The 20,745-nt window shown below is 63.4% G+C and carries 23 protein-coding genes; 12 read left to right on the forward strand and 11 right to left on the reverse strand.

What is annotated here, in order from left to right:
• Nucleotides 1-71: 71 nt before the first annotated feature.
• Genes ACE03M_RS09125 through ACE03M_RS09135 form a run of 3 tightly spaced genes read right to left on the reverse strand, consistent with a single transcriptional unit; the run spans nucleotide 72 to nucleotide 1,935 of the window.
• Nucleotides 72-1,058 carry a M56 family metallopeptidase gene (locus ACE03M_RS09125; protein WP_485933679.1) on the reverse strand — a complete coding sequence of 329 codons (987 nt, stop codon included), beginning with the start codon at nucleotides 1,056-1,058 and terminating at the stop codon, nucleotides 72-74.
• Nucleotides 1,055-1,444, reverse strand: a complete 390-nt coding sequence (locus tag ACE03M_RS09130) for a BlaI/MecI/CopY family transcriptional regulator (RefSeq protein WP_485933680.1) — start codon at nucleotides 1,442-1,444, stop codon at nucleotides 1,055-1,057. The genes ACE03M_RS09125 and ACE03M_RS09130 overlap by 4 nt, the downstream gene beginning before the upstream one ends.
• A complete protein-coding gene (locus tag ACE03M_RS09135; RefSeq protein WP_260847877.1) occupies nucleotides 1,441-1,935 on the reverse strand; it encodes a hypothetical protein in 495 nt (164 codons plus the stop codon). The genes ACE03M_RS09130 and ACE03M_RS09135 overlap by 4 nt, the downstream gene beginning before the upstream one ends.
• A gap of 166 nt (nucleotides 1,936-2,101) precedes the next feature.
• Here ACE03M_RS09135 and ACE03M_RS09140 point away from each other — a divergent pair, with 166 nt between their 5' ends.
• The 5 genes from ACE03M_RS09140 to ACE03M_RS09160 all read left to right on the forward strand — a co-directional run bounded on the left by ACE03M_RS09140 (nucleotide 2,102) and on the right by ACE03M_RS09160 (nucleotide 6,952).
• Nucleotides 2,102-2,845 carry a DsbA family protein gene (locus ACE03M_RS09140; RefSeq protein ID WP_485933682.1) on the forward strand — a complete coding sequence of 248 codons (744 nt, stop codon included), beginning with the start codon at nucleotides 2,102-2,104 and terminating at the stop codon, nucleotides 2,843-2,845.
• A gap of 6 nt (nucleotides 2,846-2,851) precedes the next feature.
• On the forward strand, nucleotides 2,852-4,072 hold the full coding sequence (locus ACE03M_RS09145; protein ID WP_485933684.1) for a hypothetical protein: 1,221 nt from the start codon (nucleotides 2,852-2,854) through the stop codon (nucleotides 4,070-4,072).
• Nucleotides 4,073-4,140: 68 nt separating this feature from the next.
• Nucleotides 4,141-4,884, forward strand: coding sequence for a DsbA family protein (locus ACE03M_RS09150; protein ID WP_485933686.1), 744 nt, complete (start codon nucleotides 4,141-4,143; stop codon nucleotides 4,882-4,884).
• A complete protein-coding gene (locus ACE03M_RS09155; protein ID WP_485933687.1) occupies nucleotides 4,884-5,780 on the forward strand; it encodes a cytochrome c biogenesis CcdA family protein in 897 nt (298 codons plus the stop codon). Before ACE03M_RS09150 ends, ACE03M_RS09155 begins: the two co-directional genes overlap by 1 nt.
• Nucleotides 5,780-6,952, forward strand: a complete 1,173-nt coding sequence (locus tag ACE03M_RS09160) for a hypothetical protein (protein ID WP_485933688.1) — start codon at nucleotides 5,780-5,782, stop codon at nucleotides 6,950-6,952. Before ACE03M_RS09155 ends, ACE03M_RS09160 begins: the two co-directional genes overlap by 1 nt.
• A 46-nt stretch (nucleotides 6,953-6,998) precedes the next feature.
• On the opposite strand, the gene fdhD is transcribed toward ACE03M_RS09160, so the two are convergent.
• Genes fdhD through ACE03M_RS09175 form a run of 3 tightly spaced genes read right to left on the reverse strand, consistent with a single transcriptional unit; the run spans nucleotide 6,999 to nucleotide 9,972 of the window.
• The gene (gene fdhD, locus ACE03M_RS09165) at nucleotides 6,999-7,892 is read right to left on the reverse strand and encodes a formate dehydrogenase accessory sulfurtransferase FdhD (protein ID WP_485933689.1); all 894 of its coding nucleotides are present in this window, start codon (nucleotides 7,890-7,892) and stop codon (nucleotides 6,999-7,001) included.
• A gap of 5 nt (nucleotides 7,893-7,897) precedes the next feature.
• Entirely contained in the window at nucleotides 7,898-8,449 is a 552-nt protein-coding gene (locus ACE03M_RS09170) for a MogA/MoaB family molybdenum cofactor biosynthesis protein (RefSeq protein WP_485933690.1), read from the reverse strand.
• 59 nt (nucleotides 8,450-8,508) lie between these two features.
• Nucleotides 8,509-9,972 carry an FAD-dependent monooxygenase gene (locus tag ACE03M_RS09175; RefSeq protein ID WP_485933692.1) on the reverse strand — a complete coding sequence of 488 codons (1,464 nt, stop codon included), beginning with the start codon at nucleotides 9,970-9,972 and terminating at the stop codon, nucleotides 8,509-8,511.
• A 213-nt stretch (nucleotides 9,973-10,185) separates the two neighbouring features.
• Here ACE03M_RS09175 and ACE03M_RS09180 point away from each other — a divergent pair, with 213 nt between their 5' ends.
• From ACE03M_RS09180 to ACE03M_RS09195, 4 genes are all read left to right on the forward strand, one after another.
• A complete protein-coding gene (locus ACE03M_RS09180) occupies nucleotides 10,186-10,635 on the forward strand; it encodes a MarR family winged helix-turn-helix transcriptional regulator (RefSeq protein WP_143920477.1) in 450 nt (149 codons plus the stop codon).
• 92 nt (nucleotides 10,636-10,727) lie between these two features.
• Nucleotides 10,728-11,924, forward strand: coding sequence for an LLM class flavin-dependent oxidoreductase (locus ACE03M_RS09185; RefSeq protein ID WP_222103555.1), 1,197 nt, complete (start codon nucleotides 10,728-10,730; stop codon nucleotides 11,922-11,924).
• Nucleotides 11,921-12,487, forward strand: coding sequence for an NADPH-dependent FMN reductase (locus ACE03M_RS09190; protein ID WP_485933693.1), 567 nt, complete (start codon nucleotides 11,921-11,923; stop codon nucleotides 12,485-12,487). The genes ACE03M_RS09185 and ACE03M_RS09190 overlap by 4 nt, the downstream gene beginning before the upstream one ends.
• Before the next feature lie 177 nt (nucleotides 12,488-12,664).
• The gene (locus ACE03M_RS09195) at nucleotides 12,665-13,150 is read left to right on the forward strand and encodes a DoxX family protein (protein WP_485933694.1); all 486 of its coding nucleotides are present in this window, start codon (nucleotides 12,665-12,667) and stop codon (nucleotides 13,148-13,150) included.
• A 38-nt stretch (nucleotides 13,151-13,188) separates the two neighbouring features.
• Here ACE03M_RS09195 and ACE03M_RS09200 read toward each other — a convergent pair whose 3' ends face one another.
• Complete coding sequence (locus ACE03M_RS09200) at nucleotides 13,189-14,259, reverse strand: GlxA family transcriptional regulator (RefSeq protein ID WP_485933695.1); 1,071 nt, start codon at nucleotides 14,257-14,259, stop codon at nucleotides 13,189-13,191.
• Between the two features lie 44 nt (nucleotides 14,260-14,303).
• On the opposite strand from ACE03M_RS09200, the gene ACE03M_RS09205 reads away from it, so the two are divergent.
• A complete protein-coding gene (locus tag ACE03M_RS09205; RefSeq protein WP_485933696.1) occupies nucleotides 14,304-14,993 on the forward strand; it encodes an isochorismatase family protein in 690 nt (229 codons plus the stop codon).
• Between the two features lie 4 nt (nucleotides 14,994-14,997).
• Here ACE03M_RS09205 and ACE03M_RS09210 read toward each other — a convergent pair whose 3' ends face one another.
• From ACE03M_RS09210 to arsB, 4 genes are read right to left on the reverse strand one after another with little or no spacing between them, the layout of a single operon-like run.
• Nucleotides 14,998-15,414, reverse strand: coding sequence for an arsenate-mycothiol transferase ArsC (locus tag ACE03M_RS09210; protein WP_485933697.1), 417 nt, complete (start codon nucleotides 15,412-15,414; stop codon nucleotides 14,998-15,000).
• Nucleotides 15,411-16,895, reverse strand: a complete 1,485-nt coding sequence (locus tag ACE03M_RS09215; protein ID WP_485933698.1) for an NAD(P)/FAD-dependent oxidoreductase — start codon at nucleotides 16,893-16,895, stop codon at nucleotides 15,411-15,413. Before ACE03M_RS09215 ends, ACE03M_RS09210 begins: the two co-directional genes overlap by 4 nt.
• The gene (locus ACE03M_RS09220) at nucleotides 16,888-17,346 is read right to left on the reverse strand and encodes an arsenate reductase ArsC (protein WP_485933699.1); all 459 of its coding nucleotides are present in this window, start codon (nucleotides 17,344-17,346) and stop codon (nucleotides 16,888-16,890) included. The genes ACE03M_RS09215 and ACE03M_RS09220 overlap by 8 nt, the downstream gene beginning before the upstream one ends.
• Entirely contained in the window at nucleotides 17,343-18,458 is a 1,116-nt protein-coding gene (arsB, locus tag ACE03M_RS09225) for an ACR3 family arsenite efflux transporter (RefSeq protein ID WP_485933701.1), read from the reverse strand. The genes ACE03M_RS09220 and arsB overlap by 4 nt, the downstream gene beginning before the upstream one ends.
• 120 nt (nucleotides 18,459-18,578) lie before the next feature.
• On the opposite strand from arsB, the gene ACE03M_RS09230 reads away from it, so the two are divergent.
• Together ACE03M_RS09230 and mdlC are read left to right on the forward strand one after the other, a co-directional pair.
• Nucleotides 18,579-18,929 carry an ArsR/SmtB family transcription factor gene (locus ACE03M_RS09230; RefSeq protein WP_485933703.1) on the forward strand — a complete coding sequence of 117 codons (351 nt, stop codon included), beginning with the start codon at nucleotides 18,579-18,581 and terminating at the stop codon, nucleotides 18,927-18,929.
• A 124-nt stretch (nucleotides 18,930-19,053) separates the two neighbouring features.
• Entirely contained in the window at nucleotides 19,054-20,652 is a 1,599-nt protein-coding gene (mdlC, locus tag ACE03M_RS09235) for a benzoylformate decarboxylase (protein WP_485933705.1), read from the forward strand.
• The last annotated feature ends 93 nt before the right edge of the window (nucleotides 20,653-20,745 follow it).

Genomic DNA, 20,745 nt, shown 5'->3' on the forward strand with positions numbered 1-20,745 from the left:
TTCCGCATGGTAGGCAAACTGAGGGGCCGCAGTGGTTTGAGTCCGAGTGGTGACCACTTCACTGAGGTCGATCAGGGGATGACGCATCCGCTAGCCAGCACCGTGGCGTAGGAGTAGAAGACTGAGGAGAACACGGTGACGAATGCCGCGAGCACACTGACCAGAGCCAACACCGGCAGTATCCCGGACGTCATCGTGGCCGGTGAGACCAACTGCCGAATGCGATCAGCTCCGGCGATGTTGAGGGCATGGAGACCGCCGAGGTGGTCGCCCTGGCTCGTCGGCTGCCCGATCTTGAGGAGAGCGCTGGCCAGAGCCGCCGTGCCGGCGACCTGCCTCGCTCGGTTATCGGCAGCGATCTCGAGATAGCGGGGAATGGAAGCGGCCACCTCGGCGAACAAGGGAATGAACGACAGCGGTCGCACGAACGTGTCGACGATTGCCATCACCCGATGATGCCCGCCCTCGATGTGGGCTCGTTCATGCTCGAGCACGGCGGTGAGCTCATTCTTCTCCAAGCTCGCGCACAGCGCTTCGGAAACGATCACACCACCGTATTTCTGTGGCAGTGAGAACGCGAACGGGGCCCGGCCCTCGAGGACGTTCAGTGAATGCCCGTTGACATCAGCGACCGCCGAGTCCCGGCGCAGACGCCGGGCTGCAGCCGAGTTCGCCTGTTTGCGACGAGTCCGCTGATGCAGCGCCCAGACGACGGAGACCACCGAGAGCACAAGCGGGAAGATGAGGAAGAGGACCACCGGGACCAATGTGTCGACCTGCGCCAGCCCGGGGAACGGGCTGGCTGCGATGAGGCACCGCTGGCACACATCGGCAAGGGGAACGGGGAGAACATCCGGGCCCTTGAACAGCGTGGCGGCCATGAGGCTCAACGCTGCCACGACGGCCCACCACATCAGGGACACCAACAGGAGCCCATACACAGCCAGTTGCGGTACTCGCATGAGAACCGGCGCGGCCGTTCTCACGAGAAAGGGACCGATGAAGGTGATGAGGGCGAACAGAGCGATTGCGCCGGCGCCGATGAGCACCAGACTCATCCGCGTTCGTCCTTGGAACTGAGATAGCCACGAAGGAGCTCGACGTCCTCGGCTCCGATGCCTTCGACGAAGTGCAGGATCGATGCCGCCCGGTCTCCCCCGTTGAGAAGCGCGTTCTGCATGAGCGTCGCCGCATGCTCTTCGCGGCTGATGATCGGACGGTGCAGCACCGATCTGCCCTGTCGCTCACGCCGTACGAGGCCCTTCCGTTCAAGGTTCGTCAGCACAGTCGCGATCGTCGTGTAGGCGGGAACATTGTCTAAGTCCTCGATGATCTGCCTGACCGTCAACGACCCTTCGTCCCACAACAGGTCCATGACCTGCTGCTCGAGAGCCCCGAGGCGAATCGGCGATGACTTCTCAGTCGAACCCGACTTTGATGTCATGGCAGACGGCTCCTTTCACGAGTGGGCACCGGACAGGAGAACTGCCCCTTGAGGCGGACGACCACCGCAACCAACAGGAGGAGGACCGACAACACCGCCAGCACAGGCTGCAGCGGCGCAAAGTATGTGAGAGCCCCAGTGTAGCCGAGCACCAGAAGTGCGATCTTGTTACAGACAGGGCACCCGACCGCGAACCACCCGAGCATGCCGCCCACGGTGCCGAAGGTACCGCCGTTGGTCCTCATCACGCCAGCCCCGGACTCCCCGACATAGGTGGCGATGAGCAGGCCGATGAGAACGGACATAAGGATCCAGATCGGATAGTCCCACCACACGGGTGGAATGTCTCTGGAGAACAGGGAGTTGGGGATGAGCACCGTCGACACGCCGATGACGAGCACAGAGACACAGGCCGCCGCGATGGCGACGAGGATTCGGCGGGCGCCCCACATTCGAAGCGCCTGGGTCGCGTCTGAGAGATACGAGATCAATACATAACCCCTTCTTTGCACAGTGCCAGGCAATCTGATTACTATGGTCGTTAGTATACTATGTGCCATAGTAAAGTGCCATGGCACGCCGTCTCGGGCGCTCGGCGGCGCGGCGTTCCCGACTCGACCCCCTCAGCTCTCGACCCGACTTCCTCAGGAGGATTCCATGTTCCGTTCGGCTCGCGGCCCCATGGTGTGGCTCGTCCCCTTGGCCGTAATCGTCCTCGCTGCGGTTCTCATCGGCGTGGTCATCGTCAATCAGGGCTCGCCCGAGGGCGGCACGAGCGTTCAGGGCACAGATTCGCAGAGCGAGTCGGGAGCCCGCGGCGAGTCCGATTCCGGCGGGGAAGAAGTCGACCTGTCATTCGTTGAGCACAGGGTCGACGGCGACAGCCGTGCAGCCGGCGATGTGGATGCCCCCGTGACCCTCGTCATGTTCTCCGACTACCAGTGCCCATACTGTGCGACCTGGAACGAGGAGACATTGCCGACCATGATGGAATACGTCGCCGAGGGCGATCTGCGAATAGAGATGCGTGACCTCGCCGTCTTCGGTGAAGAGTCGGAAAGGGCGGCCCGCGCAGCCTATGCCGCCGGACTCCAGGACAAGTACTGGGAGTTCCACGATGCCATGTTCGAGGGCGGCGAGCATCCTGCGAAATCCGAACTCGATGACGACTCGCTGGTGGCTGCGGCAAAGGATCTCGGGCTCGATCCAGTGAAGTTCAAGGGAGACTTGAATTCGGTCGATGCCCACGAAGAGTTCGAGGCCAACGCCCAAGAGGGCTCTTCCCTGGGTGTGGCCAGCACCCCGACGTTCGTCATCGGCGGCAAACCCCTCGTGGGCGCCCAACCGACCAAGGAATTCGTCAGCGCCGTCGACGACGCCCTCGCCGAGGCGGAAGGGTAAGGAATCGTGCGACCATGGTCCACCACCTCGGCGGTACTGCCACTCGTTCTTGCCATCGTCCTGCCGCTCAGCGCCTGTTCTGTCCTCAACCAGGAATCCCCGTCCTCCGAGCCGAGCACGGCTGGCTCACGAGCCCCGAGCTTCGGACCTTCGGGGGCCGGGGCCGACTCCGAGACGCAGGGCGCGGGGAACGATTCCGCAGCGGCGCGGACCGTCGACCCCGGCTGGGATGCCCCTGCCCAGGAAGCGAAGGGTACGTTCCTGTCTATGCATGAAAAGGATGCCCGCCTGGAATACCGCGCCGTCGACTCAAACGGCGTGATTCTGTGGACGGCGCAGCGTCCACGCGTCTGCTCCGCCTACCTCGTCACGACCACCGATTCCGGCGCCATCGCAGTGCTCATGGACCAAGGCCCCACGACAGAGGGCTCACTCACATCGACCGCGAGCGGCTATGACCTCGAGACCGGTCAGAAGCGGTGGGGGCCAGTCGAAACGCCCGGGGCCATGCTGGGCAATGGACTCGTCTTCGCGAGCGCACCGAAGGACTTCATCGGAACCGGCGGTCCCCGCACCGCACTCGACCCGGCCACCGGCGATGTGGTCGCCGCCGAGAACGACGACACCTCAACTCGGGTGGTCGCACTGTTCAGCGAGCATCTCGTTCGCAGCCGGGACGATAACCTCATCGGGGAGAATCTCGATGGGGACAGGCTCTGGACTCGGACCGCTGGAGACTTCGACGTGTCCGCAGCCGAGGCCAGGGAGCTTCCCTGGGAGCCGATCGGCGCAACTCACGCACTGCTGGGCGACGCCGGCAGCGAGGAACGAACCCTCATCGATCTGAACTCGGGGGCGAGCGTCGACTCTGATATCTCTGGGGCCTGGTTCGATTCATCGACCGACACCCTGGTCACGGCAGGTGCTGATCTGCAGGGTTTCGATAGTGACGGCAGCGAACGCTGGGAGTCATCCCTGCCCGAGAACGCCGAGGTGGCCGCCGTAGGTGCCGGCCTCATCGCCTTCGATACGGAGAGCACGGGCAGCCCGGATCAGACAGATCGGTCAGTCGCGGCCCGATCGGCTCGGAACGGGAGCCTTGCCGAAGGTGACACTCCCCTGCTGAGGACGCTCAAGAGTCTGGGATCGCCCCACCACATCGCCGAGTCTGGGGCCGCACTCGTCGGCGCTCCGCAATCGCCGCTGCTGATCACAGGGCGGAGTTGAACTTTGGCGAGGACGAACAGTCATGTCCAAAACTTTTCTCAGCATGGTAGCAGTTCAGGAGTGGTGATATGCCGAGACACGAAGCAGCCAGGCCCCGATATCGTTGGTGGGTGCCCCTCGTGGTCATCGCCGTGGCGGTTGCCCTCGTGCTCATGATCCTCTTCATGGATCGAGAGCACGGCGACAATTCCGCCCAGAAGGCGACCGGCGAGCACACGGAGCCGGATGTCGTCGTCACCGAGGTCGAGGATCCTCAGCAGAAGGATGTCAGCGACTTCGACACCGACGATGAGAACCCACTGGCCGAGGGTCCAGTCGATGCTCCGGTCACACTCGTCGTCTTCTCCGACTATCAATGTCCGTACTGTGCGGCCTGGTCCCAGGACACCCTGCCGGAGATGCTCGACTACGTCGACTCCGGTGATCTGCGCATCGAATGGCGCGAGGTCAATGTCTTCGGCTCCGCGTCCGAACAGGCAGCCAAGGCAGCCTATGCAGCGGCTCTGCAGGACAAGCACTGGGAGTTTCACGACAAGCTGTTCGCCGGAGGCACACCACGGCCGCCGGCGGATCTCTCTCCCGAGGCGCTGACTTCCGTGGCCTCCGACATCGGCCTCGACATGGACCGGTTCACGAAGGACATGAATTCGCCTGAGACGGCCAAGGCCGTAGACAAGAACGCCAAGATGGGCACCGAGCTCGGCGCATTCTCGACGCCGACGTTCATCCTTGACGACGAACCCTATGTCGGGGCTCAGCCCACCAGCGTCTTCGTCGACGCCATAGAACAGAGACTGGAAGAAGGATACTGATGGACATCGGATTGCTCAGTGCCTTCATCGGCGGAGTGCTCGCACTGCTCAGCCCATGTGCGGCACTGCTGCTGCCCGCCTTCTTCGGCTCCACCGTCGGCGTCGGCTCACGGCTGGTGCTCCACGCAGCCATCTTCTACGTGGGCATGCTGCTCGTGCTCATTCCGCTGGGAATGGGAGCCGGAACACTCGGTGCACTCTTCACCGCATATCGTGGCACGATCGTCCTCGTCGCCTCGGTCATCCTCATCATCCTCGGCATCGTCCAGTTCTTCGGATTCGGTTTCGACCCCGCTAAGGCACTGCCCGGCGCCGAGGCCATGAGATCCAAATCCGCGACTGCGACGGGAGCGACGAAGACGTTCCTCCTCGGCGCCACGAGTGGGATCGCCGGTGTCTGCTCCGGCCCCATCCTCGGCGCGGTCCTCACTTTGGCGGCGACCCGAGGCAGCGTGTTCCTCGGCGGCGTGATGCTCGCGATCTACGGTGCCGGCATGGTCGTGCCGCTGTTCATCATCGCGGCTCTATGGTCGCGAATGGGTCCGCGAGCCCGATCGGTCATGCGCGGGGGCTCGGTGAAGCTGTTCGGCCTTCGCCTGCCCGTCATCTCGATGCTCACCGGGGCGCTGATGATCATCATCGGCATCGTCTTCTGGATGACGAACGGCCTGGTCTCGGCGCCGTCCCTGGTCTCGACGTCCACCCTTGCCCGTGCTCAGGAATGGACGAGCAACTGGACGTCGACGACGATCGACATCCTAGTCATCTGCCTGCTGGCGGTCGTCGCGATCATCCTGTGGTTCCGTCATGAACGCCGACGCGCTCAGGACATGCGCGGCACGGACACGAGAGGGAAGAGCAATGAGAGCTCGGCCAGAGACGAGCCGAGGCACTGATGGCCCGACGAAAACTCTTCGCATTGGCCGCCACCCTGCCCATGGCACTGGCGCTTCTCGGCTGCACTCCGGTCGAGGAGCCGCCCGAGCTCGAACGCGGAACAAGACCGGTCGACACGAAGCTCGATGCAGTCGATGCCTCCGACCTGCAGCTGCCACTGATCGTCGAACCGCTCGAACTCGTGGAACCGGACTGGGACCTCGACGTCAAGCACCTCGACGATGTGTTCCTGTCCGCAGGCAGCAGCGAGGATCGGCTGGACTTCAGTGCCGTCGACAGCAACGGCACCACCCTGTGGCAGGTCAATCGGCCCGTGGGGTGCACCGGGTTCGCCGTGACCGCTGACAGTGAGGGGACACCACTGGCGGTGCTCACCGACTCGGCTACTGACGAAAGCTGCAGCACCGAGGTGACGGCAAGCGCCTATGACCTCGAATCGGGTGAGCAGCGGTGGGGTCCGACTGACGTTCCCGGTCCGCTGCAAGGCCCGGGAACGGTCTTCTCGCCCGGCGACGATGGCGGCGACACAGATGACGGAGAAGCTGTGGCACTCGACTCTGACACCGGTGAAGTCGCAGATGAGGATTCCTCGACCTCGCGAGTCCTCGGCGAATTTCAGGGGACGTTCCTCAGCGTTGGTCAGGACACTCTCTCCGCCTCGGACGGAGGAGACACCAGTTGGGAGATTTCGCTGGCGGATCACGGCTGGAGCGTCGAGGGGCTTACAGCCTTCCCCGAACAGGTCGACGGTCTCATTCATCTCGATGCCGACGATGGGTCCGGGCCCGTCATCGATGCAGAAACTGGTGATGTCCTCGACGAGTCCGCCAGCGAGATCGCTCAAGATGCGAACTCGGAGACGATCATCACGAGGGACGAGCAGGGCCTGACGGTCATCGATGCGACGGGCACGAACGAACTGCCGGTCTCTCTGCCCGAGCCTGTGATGTTAGAGGCTGCCGTCGGCGGGCTCATCTACCTGCGCGAGGGCGCGAGCCTGCGGGTCCACAACGCAGCCACCGGCAGCGTCGCCAGGGGCTACCCGGCCGAGGGCTCGGGTATCGTCGCAGTTCCTGACCTCTTCACATCACAAGGTCTGGGAACCTTGCGGGCCGGTGATCGAACCCTGCTGGCCACGGACAGGGTGGTGGAGGAGTCAGCGGAAAGGTAGCAGTGTTCTCATACGATTCGTTCAGGCCATCAGCTCAGGTCGGAGCTCAGGCCACCCGCTCCGGATACGAATAGGCATTGAAGCGGCCCCTGCGGTTGAAGCCGATGACAGACACCCCCACGCTCTTGCCATGGTCGACGGCCAGGGCCGAGGGTGCGCTGACGGCCGACATCATAGGGATGCCTGCCATTGCCGACTTCTGCACCAGTTCGAATGAGGCACGCGCTGAGACCTGCAGGACCGTTCGGCTCAGCGGCAGACCACTTCCCTGGTGTGACATCGCCCAGCCGATGACCTTGTCGACGGCGTTGTGACGACCCACATCTTCACGTCCGATAAGGAGTTCCGGCTCGTCGTTCGGATCCTCGCCGACGGCGAAGAGTGCAGCGGCATGGACTCCCCCGGTCTTGTCGAAGACGTCCTGCTGAGTACGCAGACGCTCGGGCAATTCACCGATGCGCGCTGCCGAAAGCAGGGGCGGGAACCGGTACTCCTCATCGTCATCCTCGTCGAGGTGACAGGAAGCTGGGATCAGGGGGTAGGCGGAGGTCTTCGTCACCGCGTCGATGGCCGCGGTGCCGCAGATTCCACACGAGGAGGAGGTGTAGACGGATCGGGCAGGGGCCGCCTCGGCGCTCCAGATTCCGGTTCGCAACCGCACCTGTGCCACGTTGTGATTCCGGGTTCCGTCGGGAGCAAGCCCTGTGGAGAAGTCGATCTCCTCGATGTCGGCCATGGTCGTGATGATCGCTTCGGAGAGGAGATAGCCGGCCACGAGTTCGATGTCATTGCCGGGTGTGCGCATGGTGACGGAGAACTGCTCCCCGTTGAGGCGGACCTCCAGCGGCTCCTCCCCAGCCAGGGAGTCGGGCCCGGCGGAGATCTCTCCGGTGGCGTCGAATCTGTGGACTCGGGCACGAACGGCCCTGCGTTGAACCATGGTGATCAGACCCTTGGTCCGTGGTCGGTGGTGTCCTCGATGGAGGTTTGGATGTGCTCGAGGAGATCGTCGATGACGGTGATGCCGTCCTTGACACCACCCTTCGACCCGGGGAAGTTGATGACGAAGCTGCGGCCGCGAACGCCGGCGACGCCGCGACTCATCACCGCCGAGGTGGTCGTCTCCAGGCCTTTGCGCCACATTGCGTAGATGAGTCCAGGAGACTGTCGTTCAAGGAGTTCGGCGGTGTATTCCGGGGTCCGATCATCGGGTGCCAAACCGGTGCCGCCGCTGGTGACGATGATGCGCGGGCGTTCGTGTTCGGGAGTGTCGACGAGGAGCGTGCGCAGCGCCTGACCGACAGGCTCACCGTCACGGACGACGATGGCATCGGGAGTGTCATATCCGCGCGTTCGCAGCCAGTCGACGAGGATCGGCCCGGTGGTGTCGGCCGCCTCTCCTCTGGCCGCCGAGGTGGAGGCGATGATGACCGCGGCTGACCGGCCCTCACCGAGGAGGTCGTCAGTCTCACCGACTGCTGAGTTCTGGCTATTCACGAATCAATCCTTCTTCCCAGCGCACACACAAGCTCTGCCACCCATTGTTCCACGAAGAGCTAGAGACCGAACCAGAAAGTCAGTGCTTCGCTCAGCCCCTCCGTGCTGGACTGCCCGACCCATGCCACATAACCGTCAGGACGAATGAGCACGGCGGTGGGAGCGACTACCTTACCGATCACCGGAAGGTCCCACTCACCGTAGTAACGCGCGTCGACGCGGTCGACCTGGTCCACCCATGCCGTGATGTCGATGCCGCTGGGATCGCCGAGGTTGAGCAGAACCGGGCGGCCCCCGTGGAGAAGCGTGTACGCCCGAAATGCCCCTGCCGGGCTGTGGAGATCCAAGTCGGGTACGCGGCGTCCCACCAGCGGGTGCGCCTCGTCATTGGAGATGTCCGTTCGGCTTGTGTAGTGGATGGCGAGGCCGGAGAGGTCACCGGCAAGTGATTTGCGGGGTCCGTCCATGTGAAGCCAGCCATCGATGACTTCATTGAGGGCTTTGACGCGGTCGTCCATCCGCATCAAGGACGTCTGCGCCAGGTTATGGTGAATGACCTGAGCCCCGACGGCGTGGCGCTCCCGGTGATAGGTATTGAGGAGATTCTCTGACGACGTCCCCTTGACCACCCGCGCCAGCTTCCACCCTAGGTTCACCGCGTCTTGGACGCCGGTGTTGAGGCCTTGGCCACCGACCGGCGAGTGGACGTGCGCCGAGTCTCCGGCCAACAGCACCCGTCCGGAACGATAGCTCGCGGCCTGGCGAGCCATGTCGGTGAAGCGACTGATCGAGCCGGGATTGCGGACGCCGAAGTCAGTCCCCCACGCATCGATGAGCCCGGCGCGCAGATCCTCAAGGCTGGGCTCCGTGTTCTCCTGCGGTTCCCTCTCGGAGACGACGAGGCTCACCCGACCGTGCGGGAGCTGGCTGAATGCCTGCGTGCCGAATTCATGATGGTGGACACCCCATTCGGGGTCCTCGGTCAGTTCGACGTCGGCGATGAGGCTGCTCATGGTCGGCTCCCAGCCGGGGAAGTCGATTCCCGCAGTCTTTCGGATCAGACTGCGTCCGCCGTCGCAGCCGACGATGTAGTCGGTTCTCAGAGTCCGGCCATCGGAGAGCCGGACATCGACTCCGTCGCGATCCTGGTCGAATCCGGTGACTTCGACGCCGTAGTCGATTCGCACCCCGAGTTCTCCGACCCACTCGGCCAAGATGCGTTCGGTGTGCTGCTGGCCCAGCCCCAAGCCGTAGGGGTGCCGGGACGGAAAATCGATGATGCCAAGTCGAGTGTTGCCGAATCCCAGCACCTGCGAAATCTGGCCCGCGTCCAGGAACCGATCGACGATGCCTCGCTGATCGAGCATCTCAAGGGTCCGCGACTGCAGACCCATCGCACGCGTTCCGACCAGGTCCTGGTTTGCTCGTCTCTCGACAAGAACGCTGTCCACCCCTGCCAGAGCCAGCTCTGCGGCCAGCATCAACCCGGTCGGCCCGGCACCGACGATGATCACTTCAGTCACAACTGCTCCACTCTCTCAACGCGAGGTACCAGTCTGCCCCGCAGACGGGGCCTTGCCGCAAGTCCCCATCTGCACTATAAGGTAAATAGAGGCAAGGTACTTTGACTTCCCTGCCTTCGTCATCTGTCGCTATCTTCTGTCGCTTCGCCACGATGTAGATTGACCATCAGGCAGCACCGCCGACACACTCGGCCCGACAGCACAGGAGGCACCATGGAAGATCTGTCACTGAGCACGTTGATCTGGCTGCGCATGGTCCGCTTCGTCCAGAACAGCAATCAGATGTCGAATACCCACCTGCGCCGCTTCGACCTCACCATCGCCCAGTTCGAGATGCTCAGCCATATCCGCGCCTACGAACCGGTCACCCAGTCAGATCTCGCAAAGGGGCTGACTGTCACCGGCGGCGGTGTCTCCCGAATGGTCTCTCGCCTCGAAGGCGAGGGCCTGATCTCACGTGAGCAGGATTGGAAGACGAAGTTCATCTCGCTCACCGACGCCGGTCGGCAGCGGCTCGAAGCGGCATACCCCGCCCAAGTGGCCTTCCAATCCGCGCTCTTCGACGAAGCCCTCGACGAGGATGAGAAGAAGCAGCTGCATGCGCTGATGAAGAAACTCTACGAACACAGCGTCACACGTCGTGAGGCGGAGGAAGCGCTCTAGGGAATATTTCTCCAGAGCCATCAGTTGACATGGCAAACGATACTTTGCGGAGTCGACGACTGCACCGACTCCCCTGTCACTGAGGAGAAGACATGACCGCACCTACCTCCCGCACGGAACCCGTCACCAGCACCGAACCCGTCGCCCACACCGAGTCGGTCAACATGATGGATCACCTGGGATTCAGCTCCGGCCAGGGACTGCAGTTCGGGATGTACAGCCTCGGCGACCATCTGCCGAACCCGGCCGACGGATCCAGAGTCAGTGCGGGCGAGCGCATCCGCGAGTTCATCGGCTATGCACAGGCGGCCGAGGATGCCGGCCTCGACTTCATCAGCGTCGGTGAGAGTCACCAGGAGTACTTCGCCTCGCAGGCCCACGCCGTCATCCTCGGCGCGATCGCCCAGGCGACGAACACCATCCGCATCGGCAGCACCTCGACGATCCTGAGCACCTCGGACCCGGTTCGCGTGTTCGAGAACTTCTCCACGATCGACCACATCTCCGGCGGCAGGGCCGAACTCGTCGCCGGCCGCGCCTCACGCGTCGGGCTCTTCGAACTGCTTGGCTATGATCTGCGTGACTACGAGGAGCTGTTCGAAGAGAAGTTCGAGCTGCTCAACCGAATCAATCGAGAGCAGAAGCTCAGCTGGAGGGGCAAGTTCCGTGCGCCGCTGAACGATGCCGAGGTGCTCCCCCGCCCAGCACAGGATCCGCTGCCGATCTGGCGAGCCGTGGGTGGTGCCCCGACGAGCGCGATCAAGGCCGGTCTGGCAGGAGTACCCATGGTCATGGCACACCTGGGCGGCACCACCTCCTCGTTCAGACCCACGGTCAATGCCTACCGGGAGGCGGCACGCCACCAAGGGTTCGATCCAGCTGCCCTGCCGATCGCGACTGCGGGATTCTTCCATGTTGCCGAGACCTCGCAGGAGGCGCTTCGCGGTCTCTACCCTCATATCAATGAGGGGATGAAGCGCACGAACGGTCAGGGCATGCCCAAGCAGCTCTTCGCCCAGGCGGTAGACCCGCACAGCATCGTCAACCTCGGCAGCCCCCAGCAGATCGTCGAGAAGATGCTGCACCAGCATGAGGTGTTCGGCCATCAGCGATACCTGGGTCAGATGGATTTCGGCGGCATGCCCTATGACCAGGTGATGAAGCAGATCGAGATCATCGGCTCGGAGATCATCCCGGCCCTGAAGAAGTACACGGCCTCACCGACGCCCACTTCTGCCACGACTGCCCCGGCAGCGAACCGCCATGCCGCCGAGGAGGCTGCCCGATGAAGCTCGTCGCGATCTCGGGTTCGAACGTCGGCACCAAGACGCGGACCGTCATGGAGTATGTCACTCAGACCGTGATGGTCCAGGACCCGGACGTCGAGGCCACGCTCATCGACCTCGCCGAGGTCGACATGGTCTTCAGTGACGGACGGAACTTCACCGAGTACACCGGAGATACCGGTCGTGTCACCCGGGCCCTCATGGATGCCGATGCCATCATCATCGGCACGCCGATCTTCCAGGCCTCGATTCCGGCGACGCTGAAGAACATCTTCGACCTGCTGCCGGTCAATGCCTTCCGCGACAAGGTCGTGGCCATGATCGCGACCGCGGGGTCAGCCAAGCACTATCTCATCCCCCAGCAGCAGCTGCAGCCGATTCTCACGTATATGAAGGCCCAGGTTGTGCAGCCCTACGTGTTCGTCGAGGAGAAGGACCTGCTGCGCAAGCAGATTGTCAACACCGATGTCATCGCCCGCCTCGACCGGCTCGTCGAGGACACCCTTGTACTCGCACAGACCTACGCCTCGATCAGGGAAGCGAAGGACGCCGCCTACGGGTTCTGAGCATCAGACTCCGACGGCCAGCGTCGTCAGGACGGCCAGCGTCGTCAGCGAGGGTCGGCGTCGTCAGCGAGGGCCGTCCGCGATTATCTCAGATGACAAGCGAAACTGCTGTCAGCGTCTTGCCAAGCGCAGCATATACCCTAGTAGTTGCAATTTCAATCAACCCTGGAGCTCGCTGTGTACGCCACGACTGGATTCCCGACCATCGCCCGCGACATCATCACCGTCATCGCTCGGATCGCCCTCGGCGCCATCTTCATCGCCCACGGCTGGCAAAAGTTCAACGAGTGGACCGTTTCGGGAACCACGCAGTCCTTCGCACAGATGGGCGTGCCGCTGCCAGACATCGCGGCTCCGTTCGCCACGTTCGTCGAACTCATCGGCGGCGCGCTCCTCATCCTCGGCGCCCTGACTCCGATCGTCGGAGTCCTGTTGGCAGCCAACCTCATCGGGGCACTGGTCATCGTCCACCTCACCCCAGTTCCCTTCGTCGATCAGGGCGGCTGGGAACTCGTCGCAGCCCTGGCCGCCGGCGCCTTGCTGTTGGCTGCCATGGGACCAGGTCGCTTCAGTGTCGACAGGTTCCTGCTCAAAGGGAAGAAGGGGCAGAAGCAGTCGCGGAGTGCCGCAGCAACGAGCGCAGACTCTGTTCCGGCCGAATAGGCGCCGGCTATATAACCGCGGGCTGATCAGACGTCGAATCAGCTGAGGTCGGCCCCGGCTGGGGTTGGCCCAGCTGGGGTTTGCCCAGTTGAAGTGGGTCGCGCTTCGAACTGGCGACGATATTCCGAAGGAGTCGTCTTGAACGCGGCAGCGAAGTTCTGCCGCAGAGTCACCACACTGCCGAATCCGCAGTTCACGGCGATCTGATCGATCGACAGGCTCGTGGTCTCCAGCGCCCGACGGGCCTCATCGAGGCGACGCATGCGCACCCACGAAGCAGGCGTCGCCCCAGTCGATGCCCGAAAGGTGCGGATGAAGGTCCGCACACTCATGTGTGCGACCTCGGCCAACCTCTCTACCGGCAGTGATTCGTCGAGGTGATCGACTGCCCAATCGAGAACCCGAGAGATGGGGTCGTCATCGGCATGTTCCGGCAGCGGTCGCTGAATGTACTGCGCCTGCCCACCGTCGCGGTGCGGTGCGATGACGAGGGAACGCGCCACCTGGTTCGCAGCGTCGGCCCCCAATCTCGTACGTACCATGTGAAGACAGGCATCCAACGCCGAGGCTGTGCCAGCCGAGGTGATGACATCGCCGTAGTCGATGTAGAGAACTGAATCGTCGATCTCCAGATCCGGGTGTCGAGCGGTGAGTTGGTCGAATCCCTGCCAGTGCGTCACCGCCCTGCGGCCGGCGAGCAGACCGGCGTCTGCGATGGGGAACGTGCCCAGACAGAGTCCGGCAATGGAAGCACCCCGGTGATGGCTGTCAACGAGCAGCTGTCGCAGGGGCTGCCCAGCCGGGCGACCATCGTCGTACCAGGACGGGACAACGATCACCTCGGAGCCGTATGCCGCGTCCGGCCCACTCACCCCAGTGATCTGATACCCCTCCGCCGTCGTGACCGGCGCAACGTCGTCGGAGAACAGGACGGTATCCCACGCTGCCAAGCCCTGGCGAGCAACCTCGTTGAAGACCATCTGCGGCACAGACAGGTGGAACATGGTGATGCCTGTGAAGGCATAGATGGCAATGCGCACGTCGGTGCCCTCCTGTTCGGCTGGTGGCAGGCTCGTGAAGTTTGGCGTGATTCCATCGTAGATGAGCATTTGTGCTACTGGTAGTGCCCGACCGGCTCTCGCACACTGGAGGTGTGCCGCAGTTGCGCGCCACGTCCTCACTGACCACAACTTTGGAGTTCGCTATGACTACCGCCCGCCGTGCCCTTGTCCTCGTCGATGTGCAGCAGCAGTACTTCGATGGCCCCTTGGAGATTCAATACCCGAGCCATGACCAGTCACTGCCGATGATCACTGCGGCCATCGACGCTGCGGTTGCCGCCGACATCCCGGTCGCCGTCATCCAGCACACGATGGGCACCGAAGCCCCGGTCTTCAATCCGAACGAGCCCGGGTTCGCACTCCACCCCGAGGTCGCTCAGCGCCAGGTCGATTCCTGGAAGTCAGTGGTCAAGGAGTACGGCTCCGTCTACGCCGACACCGATCTCGAAGCATGGCTGCGCGAGAAAGGCGTCGACACAGTCACCCTCGTGGGCTATATGACCAATAACTGCATCCTCGCTTCGGCAGCAGGCGCCGAGCTTCTGGGCTTCACCACGGAGGTGCTCTCCGATGCGACCGGCGCCATCAACATCGCCAATGATGCCGGCTTCGCCGATGCCAAGACCGTGCACACGACACTGATGGCGCTCCTGCATTCGAACTGGGCCTCCGTCGCGACCACCGAGGCTTGGACCCAGGCACTGGCTTCTCAGGAGCCGCTGCCGAAGGGAGACCTGGGCAGTTCGGCCGTCACGGGTGCGCAGAAGGCAGGGCAGAACTGATTGCTCAGTAACCCGTGCGCAACCGCTCCAGAAGGTCGGTGACTCGGTTGCTGATGTCGTTGCGAACCAGACGCATGCGCTCGATTCCTTCGATGCCGCGCGCGGAGGGCTCGTCGGTGTCCCAGTTTTCAACCTTGGTGCCCTCGGGCGCATGCACGGTCGCCTCGCGGCCCAACGTGACGACGACATCAGCGGCTTCCAGATCCGCCGGCGTGACCGGTTTGGGAGTACCTTCGCTGATGTCGATGTTCCATTCGGCCAGCGACGCAACCGAGAGCTGATTGAGCGAGGTGCCGGGCTTGGTCCCGCCGGAGACGACGTCGATCGAGTATCCGGCGATGTCGCCCATGAGCCCCGCAGCCATCTGTGACTTTCCGCCGTTCTTCACACAGACGAAGAGGACGCGAGGTGGGGTGCTCACTGCGCCTCCTGGTGTGCACTGCGGCCGTGTTCCAGCCCTGTGGGGATGCCAATCGAGACCGGCTGTCCGGCTTCGCCACAACACGACTCCGGCTCGGCAGCTTCGACAGCAGGCGCTGGCTCGCAGCACCCGCTACTGTCTGCAGCCACCGCACCAACCGATGGCGCATCGCATGACGAACCGATGTCGGCCGAGCACACTCCGGTCTCCGGGAGCACGAGCTCGACCCTCTCTGCCGCTTCCTGATCGCCGGCGATCGCGGCGACGATCGAGCGAACCTGCTCGTAGCCGGTGGCCATGAGGAACGTCGGCGCGCGACCGTAGGACTTCATACCCGCAATGTAGAAGTCCTTCTCCGGATGGGCCAGCAGGCGGGCTCCGTGTGGCGCGACGGTTCCACAGCTGTGGAATTCCGGATCGATGAGTGGGCCCAGGCCTGTGGGCGCTTCGACGATCGGGTCGAGGTCGACTCGGATCTCGCGGAGGAAGCTGAGGTCAGGCCGGAACCCTGTGGTCGGAACGACCCGGTCAACGTCAAGAGTGACTGCGCCTGCGCGGGTGGTTCCGGAGACCGTGAGTTCGCTTGTGGACTCGGTCGCCGAGGTGGAAGTCGGGTTGGCGTTGGAGACGTTCGTGATGGTCACCGATGTGTGAACCTCGATGACTCCGGCTTCGACGAGATTGCGCAGTCGGGTGCCCAAAGCTCCGCGGGCTGGGAGTCCGTCCTGGTCGCCACCGCCGTAGACACTCGCAGGATCAGTTCCTCGTATGGCCCAGCTGATGCGGGTGCTCGGTTCGGCCTCGCGGAGCTCTCCCAGAGCCAGCAGAGTGTTGGCCGCCGAGTGACCGGCTCCGACGACCAGCGTGTGACGGCCAGCGAACTGTGCCCGGTCCCGGCCGAGGACGTCGGGCAGCGGTGAGGTCACGAGCTCGGCCGCTCGGGCCTCGGGTTCACCGATGGCCGGCAGCCCCGCCTGGCCAAGCGGATTCGGGGTCTCCCAGGTGCCTGAGGCGTCGATGACGGCACGAACGACATGATCCTCGATTGATCCGCGCCCGCTTTGGGTGCGAACGAGGAATGGAGTGTCGCCACGGCCCGGGGTGCGGGTGCGGTCTTTGCCGACACGGCTGACTGCAATGACTCGTGTCTGCGTGCGAATCGCGTTGCTCAGCTGTGGAGTCGCGGCCAATGGAGCGAGATACTCGGCGACGAGTTCAGCCCCGGTGGGCAAGTAGTCGCCATTGGGCTCCACCCATTGTGCTTGCTCGAGCAGTGTTCGTGCAGCCTGGTCGATGTTGTACTTCCACGGCGAGAAGAGGCCGATGTGGCCCCACGTACTGACAGCGGCCGCAGGTGTCGCACCTGCTTCGAAGACGAGCGGTTCCATTTCGCGAGCGATGACGTGGGCTGCGGCGGCAAGACCAACCGGGCCGGAACCGATGACGGCTACGGGGAGTTCGGCTGTGTTGATATCAGTCATGAGGCGTCCTGTCTGGGAGCGGGTCGTCTGCAGAAGCTCTGGATATAGACAGGCTGGTGAGCAGATCGTGAATGCGAGCGCGAATGTCATCGCGAATGGTGCGCACGGTCTCGATACCCTGACCTGCCGGGTCATCGAGGTCCCAATCTTCGTAACGTTTGCCGGGGAAGATGGGGCAGGCGTCGCCGCAGCCCATGGTGATCACCACATCCGAGTTCTTCACCGTGTCCGGGGTGAGAATCTTCGGGTGCTGGTCGGTGATGTCGATGCCGACCTCAGCCATCGCCTCGGCGGCGGTGGGGTTGAGCATTTTCCCCGGTTCGCTGCCGGCGGAGCGGACCTCGACTCGGTCACCTCCGAGCTCGCGGAGGAATCCTGCGGCCATCTGCGATCGGCCGGCGTTGTGCACGCAGACGAAGAGGACGCTGGGCTTCTGTTCGACTGTCGTCATTTCTGTGCCTCCTGGCGCTCCGAGCGCATCTGGTGTCCGGTGTGTTCGGGGAAGAAGCGTTGACGTGACCATAGTGCTACGTAGACGAGGGCGACGAGGATGGGTACTTCGATGAGCGGACCGACAACTCCTGCCAGGGCCTGTCCGGAAGCAACTCCGTAGGTGCCGATGGCCACTGCGATGGCGAGTTCGAAATTGTTGCCCGCAGCGGTAAATGCCAGAGTGGCCGTCTTCTCATATCCCAGCTTCAGGCCACGGCCCACAACCATGCCGAAGCCGAAGACGACGGTGAAGTAGAGGAGCAGCGGCAGCGCGATGCGCACGACATCCAAGGGGTTCGAGGTGATCTCGTCACCCTGGAACGCGAAGAGCAAGACGATGGTGAACAGCAGCCCATAGAGCGCGAAAGGGCCGATCTTCGGCAGGAACCGGTCTTCGTACCATGTCCGACCCTTGGCTTTCTCGCCGATGAGGCGGGTGAGGAACCCGGCCAACAGTGGAATACCAAGGAAGACGAGCACGCTGAGCGTGATCGCCCAGAACGAGAATTCGCCACTCGTCGTCGGCAATCCGAGGAGGTTCGGCAGCCACTGCAGGTAGAACCAGCCGAGGAGACCGAAGGCGAGGACCTGGAAGACCGAGTTGATTGCAACGAGGACGGCAGCGGCTTCACGGTCCCCGCAGGCAAGGTCGTTCCAGATGAAGACCATCGCAATGCAGCGGGCGAGACCGACGATGATCAATCCCGTCCGATATTCCGGAAGGTCTGGCAGGAAGAGCCACGCGAGGGCGAACATGAAGGCGGGGGCGGCCAACCAGTTGATCAGAAGGGACGTGATCATCAGTCTTTTGTCGGTGAGCACGCGCCCGGTTTCGTTGTAGCGGACCTTGGCCAGCACCGGATACATCATCACCAGCAGCCCCAGAGCAATCGGCAGTGACACATCGGCAACCTTGACCGAATCCAGGGCCGCAGCGAGTCCGGGGACAAGCCGACCGAGCAGCAGCCCGAGGATCATCGCTGCGATGATCCACACCGGCAGGAAACGATCGAGGGTCGACAGTTTGATCTGCGCCGGTTCACTGGTGGGGGCTGTCACTGAGGTGCTCATCGGACTCCTGGGGCGAATCTGCTCATGGCCGAGGTTCCTCAGCCACAAACATCGAAGGTTATCGATATGAATCTAAGCACTGCATATCGACAACTGTCAATGTATGGGCATAATAGAGAAGTGACCCTTGAACAGACATTGCCCGCACCCGCCTCGGCGGCGTGCTGCACGACACTGACCGGCGAACCTCTGGACGAGGATCGGGCACGCGAGTTCGCCCGGATCTTCAAAGCCTTGGCCGACCCGACACGTCTGCGCCTGGTTTCCCTGGTCGCCGCCCACGAAGGCAATGAAGCCTGCGCATGTGACCTCATCGATCCGGTCGGGCTGGGCCAACCCACGGTCTCACACCACCTGAAGATCCTCGTCGACGCGGGAGTCCTGCGCCGTGAGAAGCGAGGCATCTGGTCGTACTATTCACTGGCGGCAGAGACTCTGGAGCGCATCGCTGCATTCCTCTCCCCTGCATGAAGCTGTGACCGTGCGTCGGGAGGACGCTGTGACCGGACGTCGGGCGACCTCGCCGCGCCGGACTGGATCGGGGTACGCTCCGAAATGAGACCGCCCCACTCCCCGGACGAAAGCAGAGAGGTCAATGACCAAGACTGTCCTTCAGGCAAGCCTGGATGTCTTCCGCGCCCACGGAATGACGACGATATTCGGCAACCCCGGATCGAACGAATTGCCATTCCTCGCGGGACTCGGCGATGATTTCCGCTTCGTCCTCGGCCTGCATGAACAGGTCGTCGTCGGCATGGCCGAAGGCTTCTCACGCGCCACCGGGCGTCCGGTCCTGGTGAACCTGCATGCCGCATCCGGCTCCGGCAACGGTATGGGAGCGCTGACCAACGCTCATTACGGACACGTTCCGCTGGTCATCCTCGCCGGCCAGCAGGTCCGCCGGACAGTCGGTCAGGAAGCGATGCTGGCCAGCGCGGATGCCGCCGCACTGCCGACGCCGCTGGTCAAGTACTCCCACGAGCCGTTGTCTGCCACCGACGTCCCCCGGACCCTGTCCCAGGCCGCCTTCGAGGCAACCACTCAGCCAAATGGTCCCGTCTATGTGTCGGTACCCTTGGACGATTGGGACGAACCGGCACTCGACGATGATGATCTGCTGCCGGCACGATCAGTGTCGACCGGTCGTGGCCTTGATCCGGAACTCGAACAGGAGCTGCTCGCCTCCCTCAACGGTGCGAAGCGTCCGGCTCTCGTCGTCGGGCCCCAGGTGGATGCCGCCGCTGTTGCTGACCCGAGCGTCACGGAAGCAGTGACGTCGCTGGCGGAGAGGCTCGATGCCTCCGTCTATGTCGCCCCATCTCCCACCCGCTGTCCTTTTCCGACGACCCATCCGAACTTCGAGGGCGTCTTGGTCCCCGGGATCCAGTCCGTGCGAGACCAGCTGGCCGACCATGACCTCGTCCTGGCGCTGGGTGCGGCCGTGTTCAGATATCACCGCTGGGAGCCCTCGAATTATCTGGCTCCCGGCACCGAGGTCATTCAGATCACCCAGGACCCGCGCGAAGCCACCCGTGCACCGTTCGGCAAAGCCGTCATCACCGATGTCGCCAGCACCGCTGAGACTCTCGCCGCAGGGGTCACTGATCGCGGTGCCCGGCGCGGCGATCGCGGTTCACGGATCATGAGCCCAGCGGCCACCTCGGCGGAGGGAATGACTGGCGGAGAGGTACTCGAAGTGCTCAACGAGCACGTCAACGACTCAGTGTCCTACGTCAACGAGACCACCACCTTGGACCTCGACTACCTCGAACGGGTCGCCATCGACAGACCAGGAATGTACAGCTTCCCAGCCTCCGGCGGTCTGGGCTTCGGGCTTCCTGTTGCCGTCGGAATGTCGATCGGAGCACCGGAGAAGACGATCGTCGCGACCGTCGGTGACGGCTCCGCGAACTACGGCATCACCGCGCTGTACACGGCCGCCCAACTGCAGACGCGAACCGTGTTCGTCATCATCAACAACTCCGGCTACGGCGCCTTGGCCGGCTTTGCCCAGCGCATGGGCGTGCCCAAAGTTCCTGGTCTGACCCTGGGCGGCATCGACTTCGTCTCCCTGGCCCAGGGCTACGGGGTCCCGGCCAAGCAGACGTCGACCCGTGCCCAGTTCGCCGCAGCCTATCGGGAGGCACTTGACGCGTCCGGACCGGTGCTCATCGACGCCTCGATCGTCTCGTAACTAAGGGGTGAGCGGCTTCAGTCCGAGACGCGTAGCTTCCAATCGTTGAAGTACACGCGGAGTGGGCCAGAGAGTCAACACGATGTAGCCGCT

The organism is Brevibacterium sp. AGC70 (assembly GCF_057334195.1).

Bases quoted from the DNA above. Each gene is read 5' to 3' on its own strand.
- ACE03M_RS09160 (WP_485933688.1), top strand. From the start codon at position 5,780: ATGGCCCGACGAAAACTCTTCGCATTGGCCGCCACCCTGCCCATGGCA.
- ACE03M_RS09140 (WP_485933682.1), top strand. From the start codon at position 2,102: ATGTTCCGTTCGGCTCGCGGCCCCATGGTGTGGCTCGTCCCCTTGGCC.
- ACE03M_RS09150 (WP_485933686.1), top strand. From the start codon at position 4,141: ATGCCGAGACACGAAGCAGCCAGGCCCCGATATCGTTGGTGGGTGCCC.
- ACE03M_RS09155 (WP_485933687.1), top strand. From the start codon at position 4,884: ATGGACATCGGATTGCTCAGTGCCTTCATCGGCGGAGTGCTCGCACTG.
- ACE03M_RS09220 (WP_485933699.1), bottom strand. From the start codon at position 17,346: ATGACGACAGTCGAACAGAAGCCCAGCGTCCTCTTCGTCTGCGTGCAC.
- ACE03M_RS09125 (WP_485933679.1), bottom strand. From the start codon at position 1,058: ATGAGTCTGGTGCTCATCGGCGCCGGCGCAATCGCTCTGTTCGCCCTC.
- ACE03M_RS09200 (WP_485933695.1), bottom strand. From the start codon at position 14,259: ATGCTCATCTACGATGGAATCACGCCAAACTTCACGAGCCTGCCACCA.
- ACE03M_RS09180 (WP_143920477.1), top strand. From the start codon at position 10,186: ATGGAAGATCTGTCACTGAGCACGTTGATCTGGCTGCGCATGGTCCGC.
- mdlC (WP_485933705.1), top strand. From the start codon at position 19,054: ATGACCAAGACTGTCCTTCAGGCAAGCCTGGATGTCTTCCGCGCCCAC.
- fdhD (WP_485933689.1), bottom strand. From the start codon at position 7,892: ATGGTTCAACGCAGGGCCGTTCGTGCCCGAGTCCACAGATTCGACGCC.
- ACE03M_RS09215 (WP_485933698.1), bottom strand. From the start codon at position 16,895: ATGACTGATATCAACACAGCCGAACTCCCCGTAGCCGTCATCGGTTCC.
- arsB (WP_485933701.1), bottom strand. From the start codon at position 18,458: ATGAGCACCTCAGTGACAGCCCCCACCAGTGAACCGGCGCAGATCAAA.
- ACE03M_RS09190 (WP_485933693.1), top strand. From the start codon at position 11,921: ATGAAGCTCGTCGCGATCTCGGGTTCGAACGTCGGCACCAAGACGCGG.
- ACE03M_RS09185 (WP_222103555.1), top strand. From the start codon at position 10,728: ATGACCGCACCTACCTCCCGCACGGAACCCGTCACCAGCACCGAACCC.
- ACE03M_RS09130 (WP_485933680.1), bottom strand. From the start codon at position 1,444: ATGACATCAAAGTCGGGTTCGACTGAGAAGTCATCGCCGATTCGCCTC.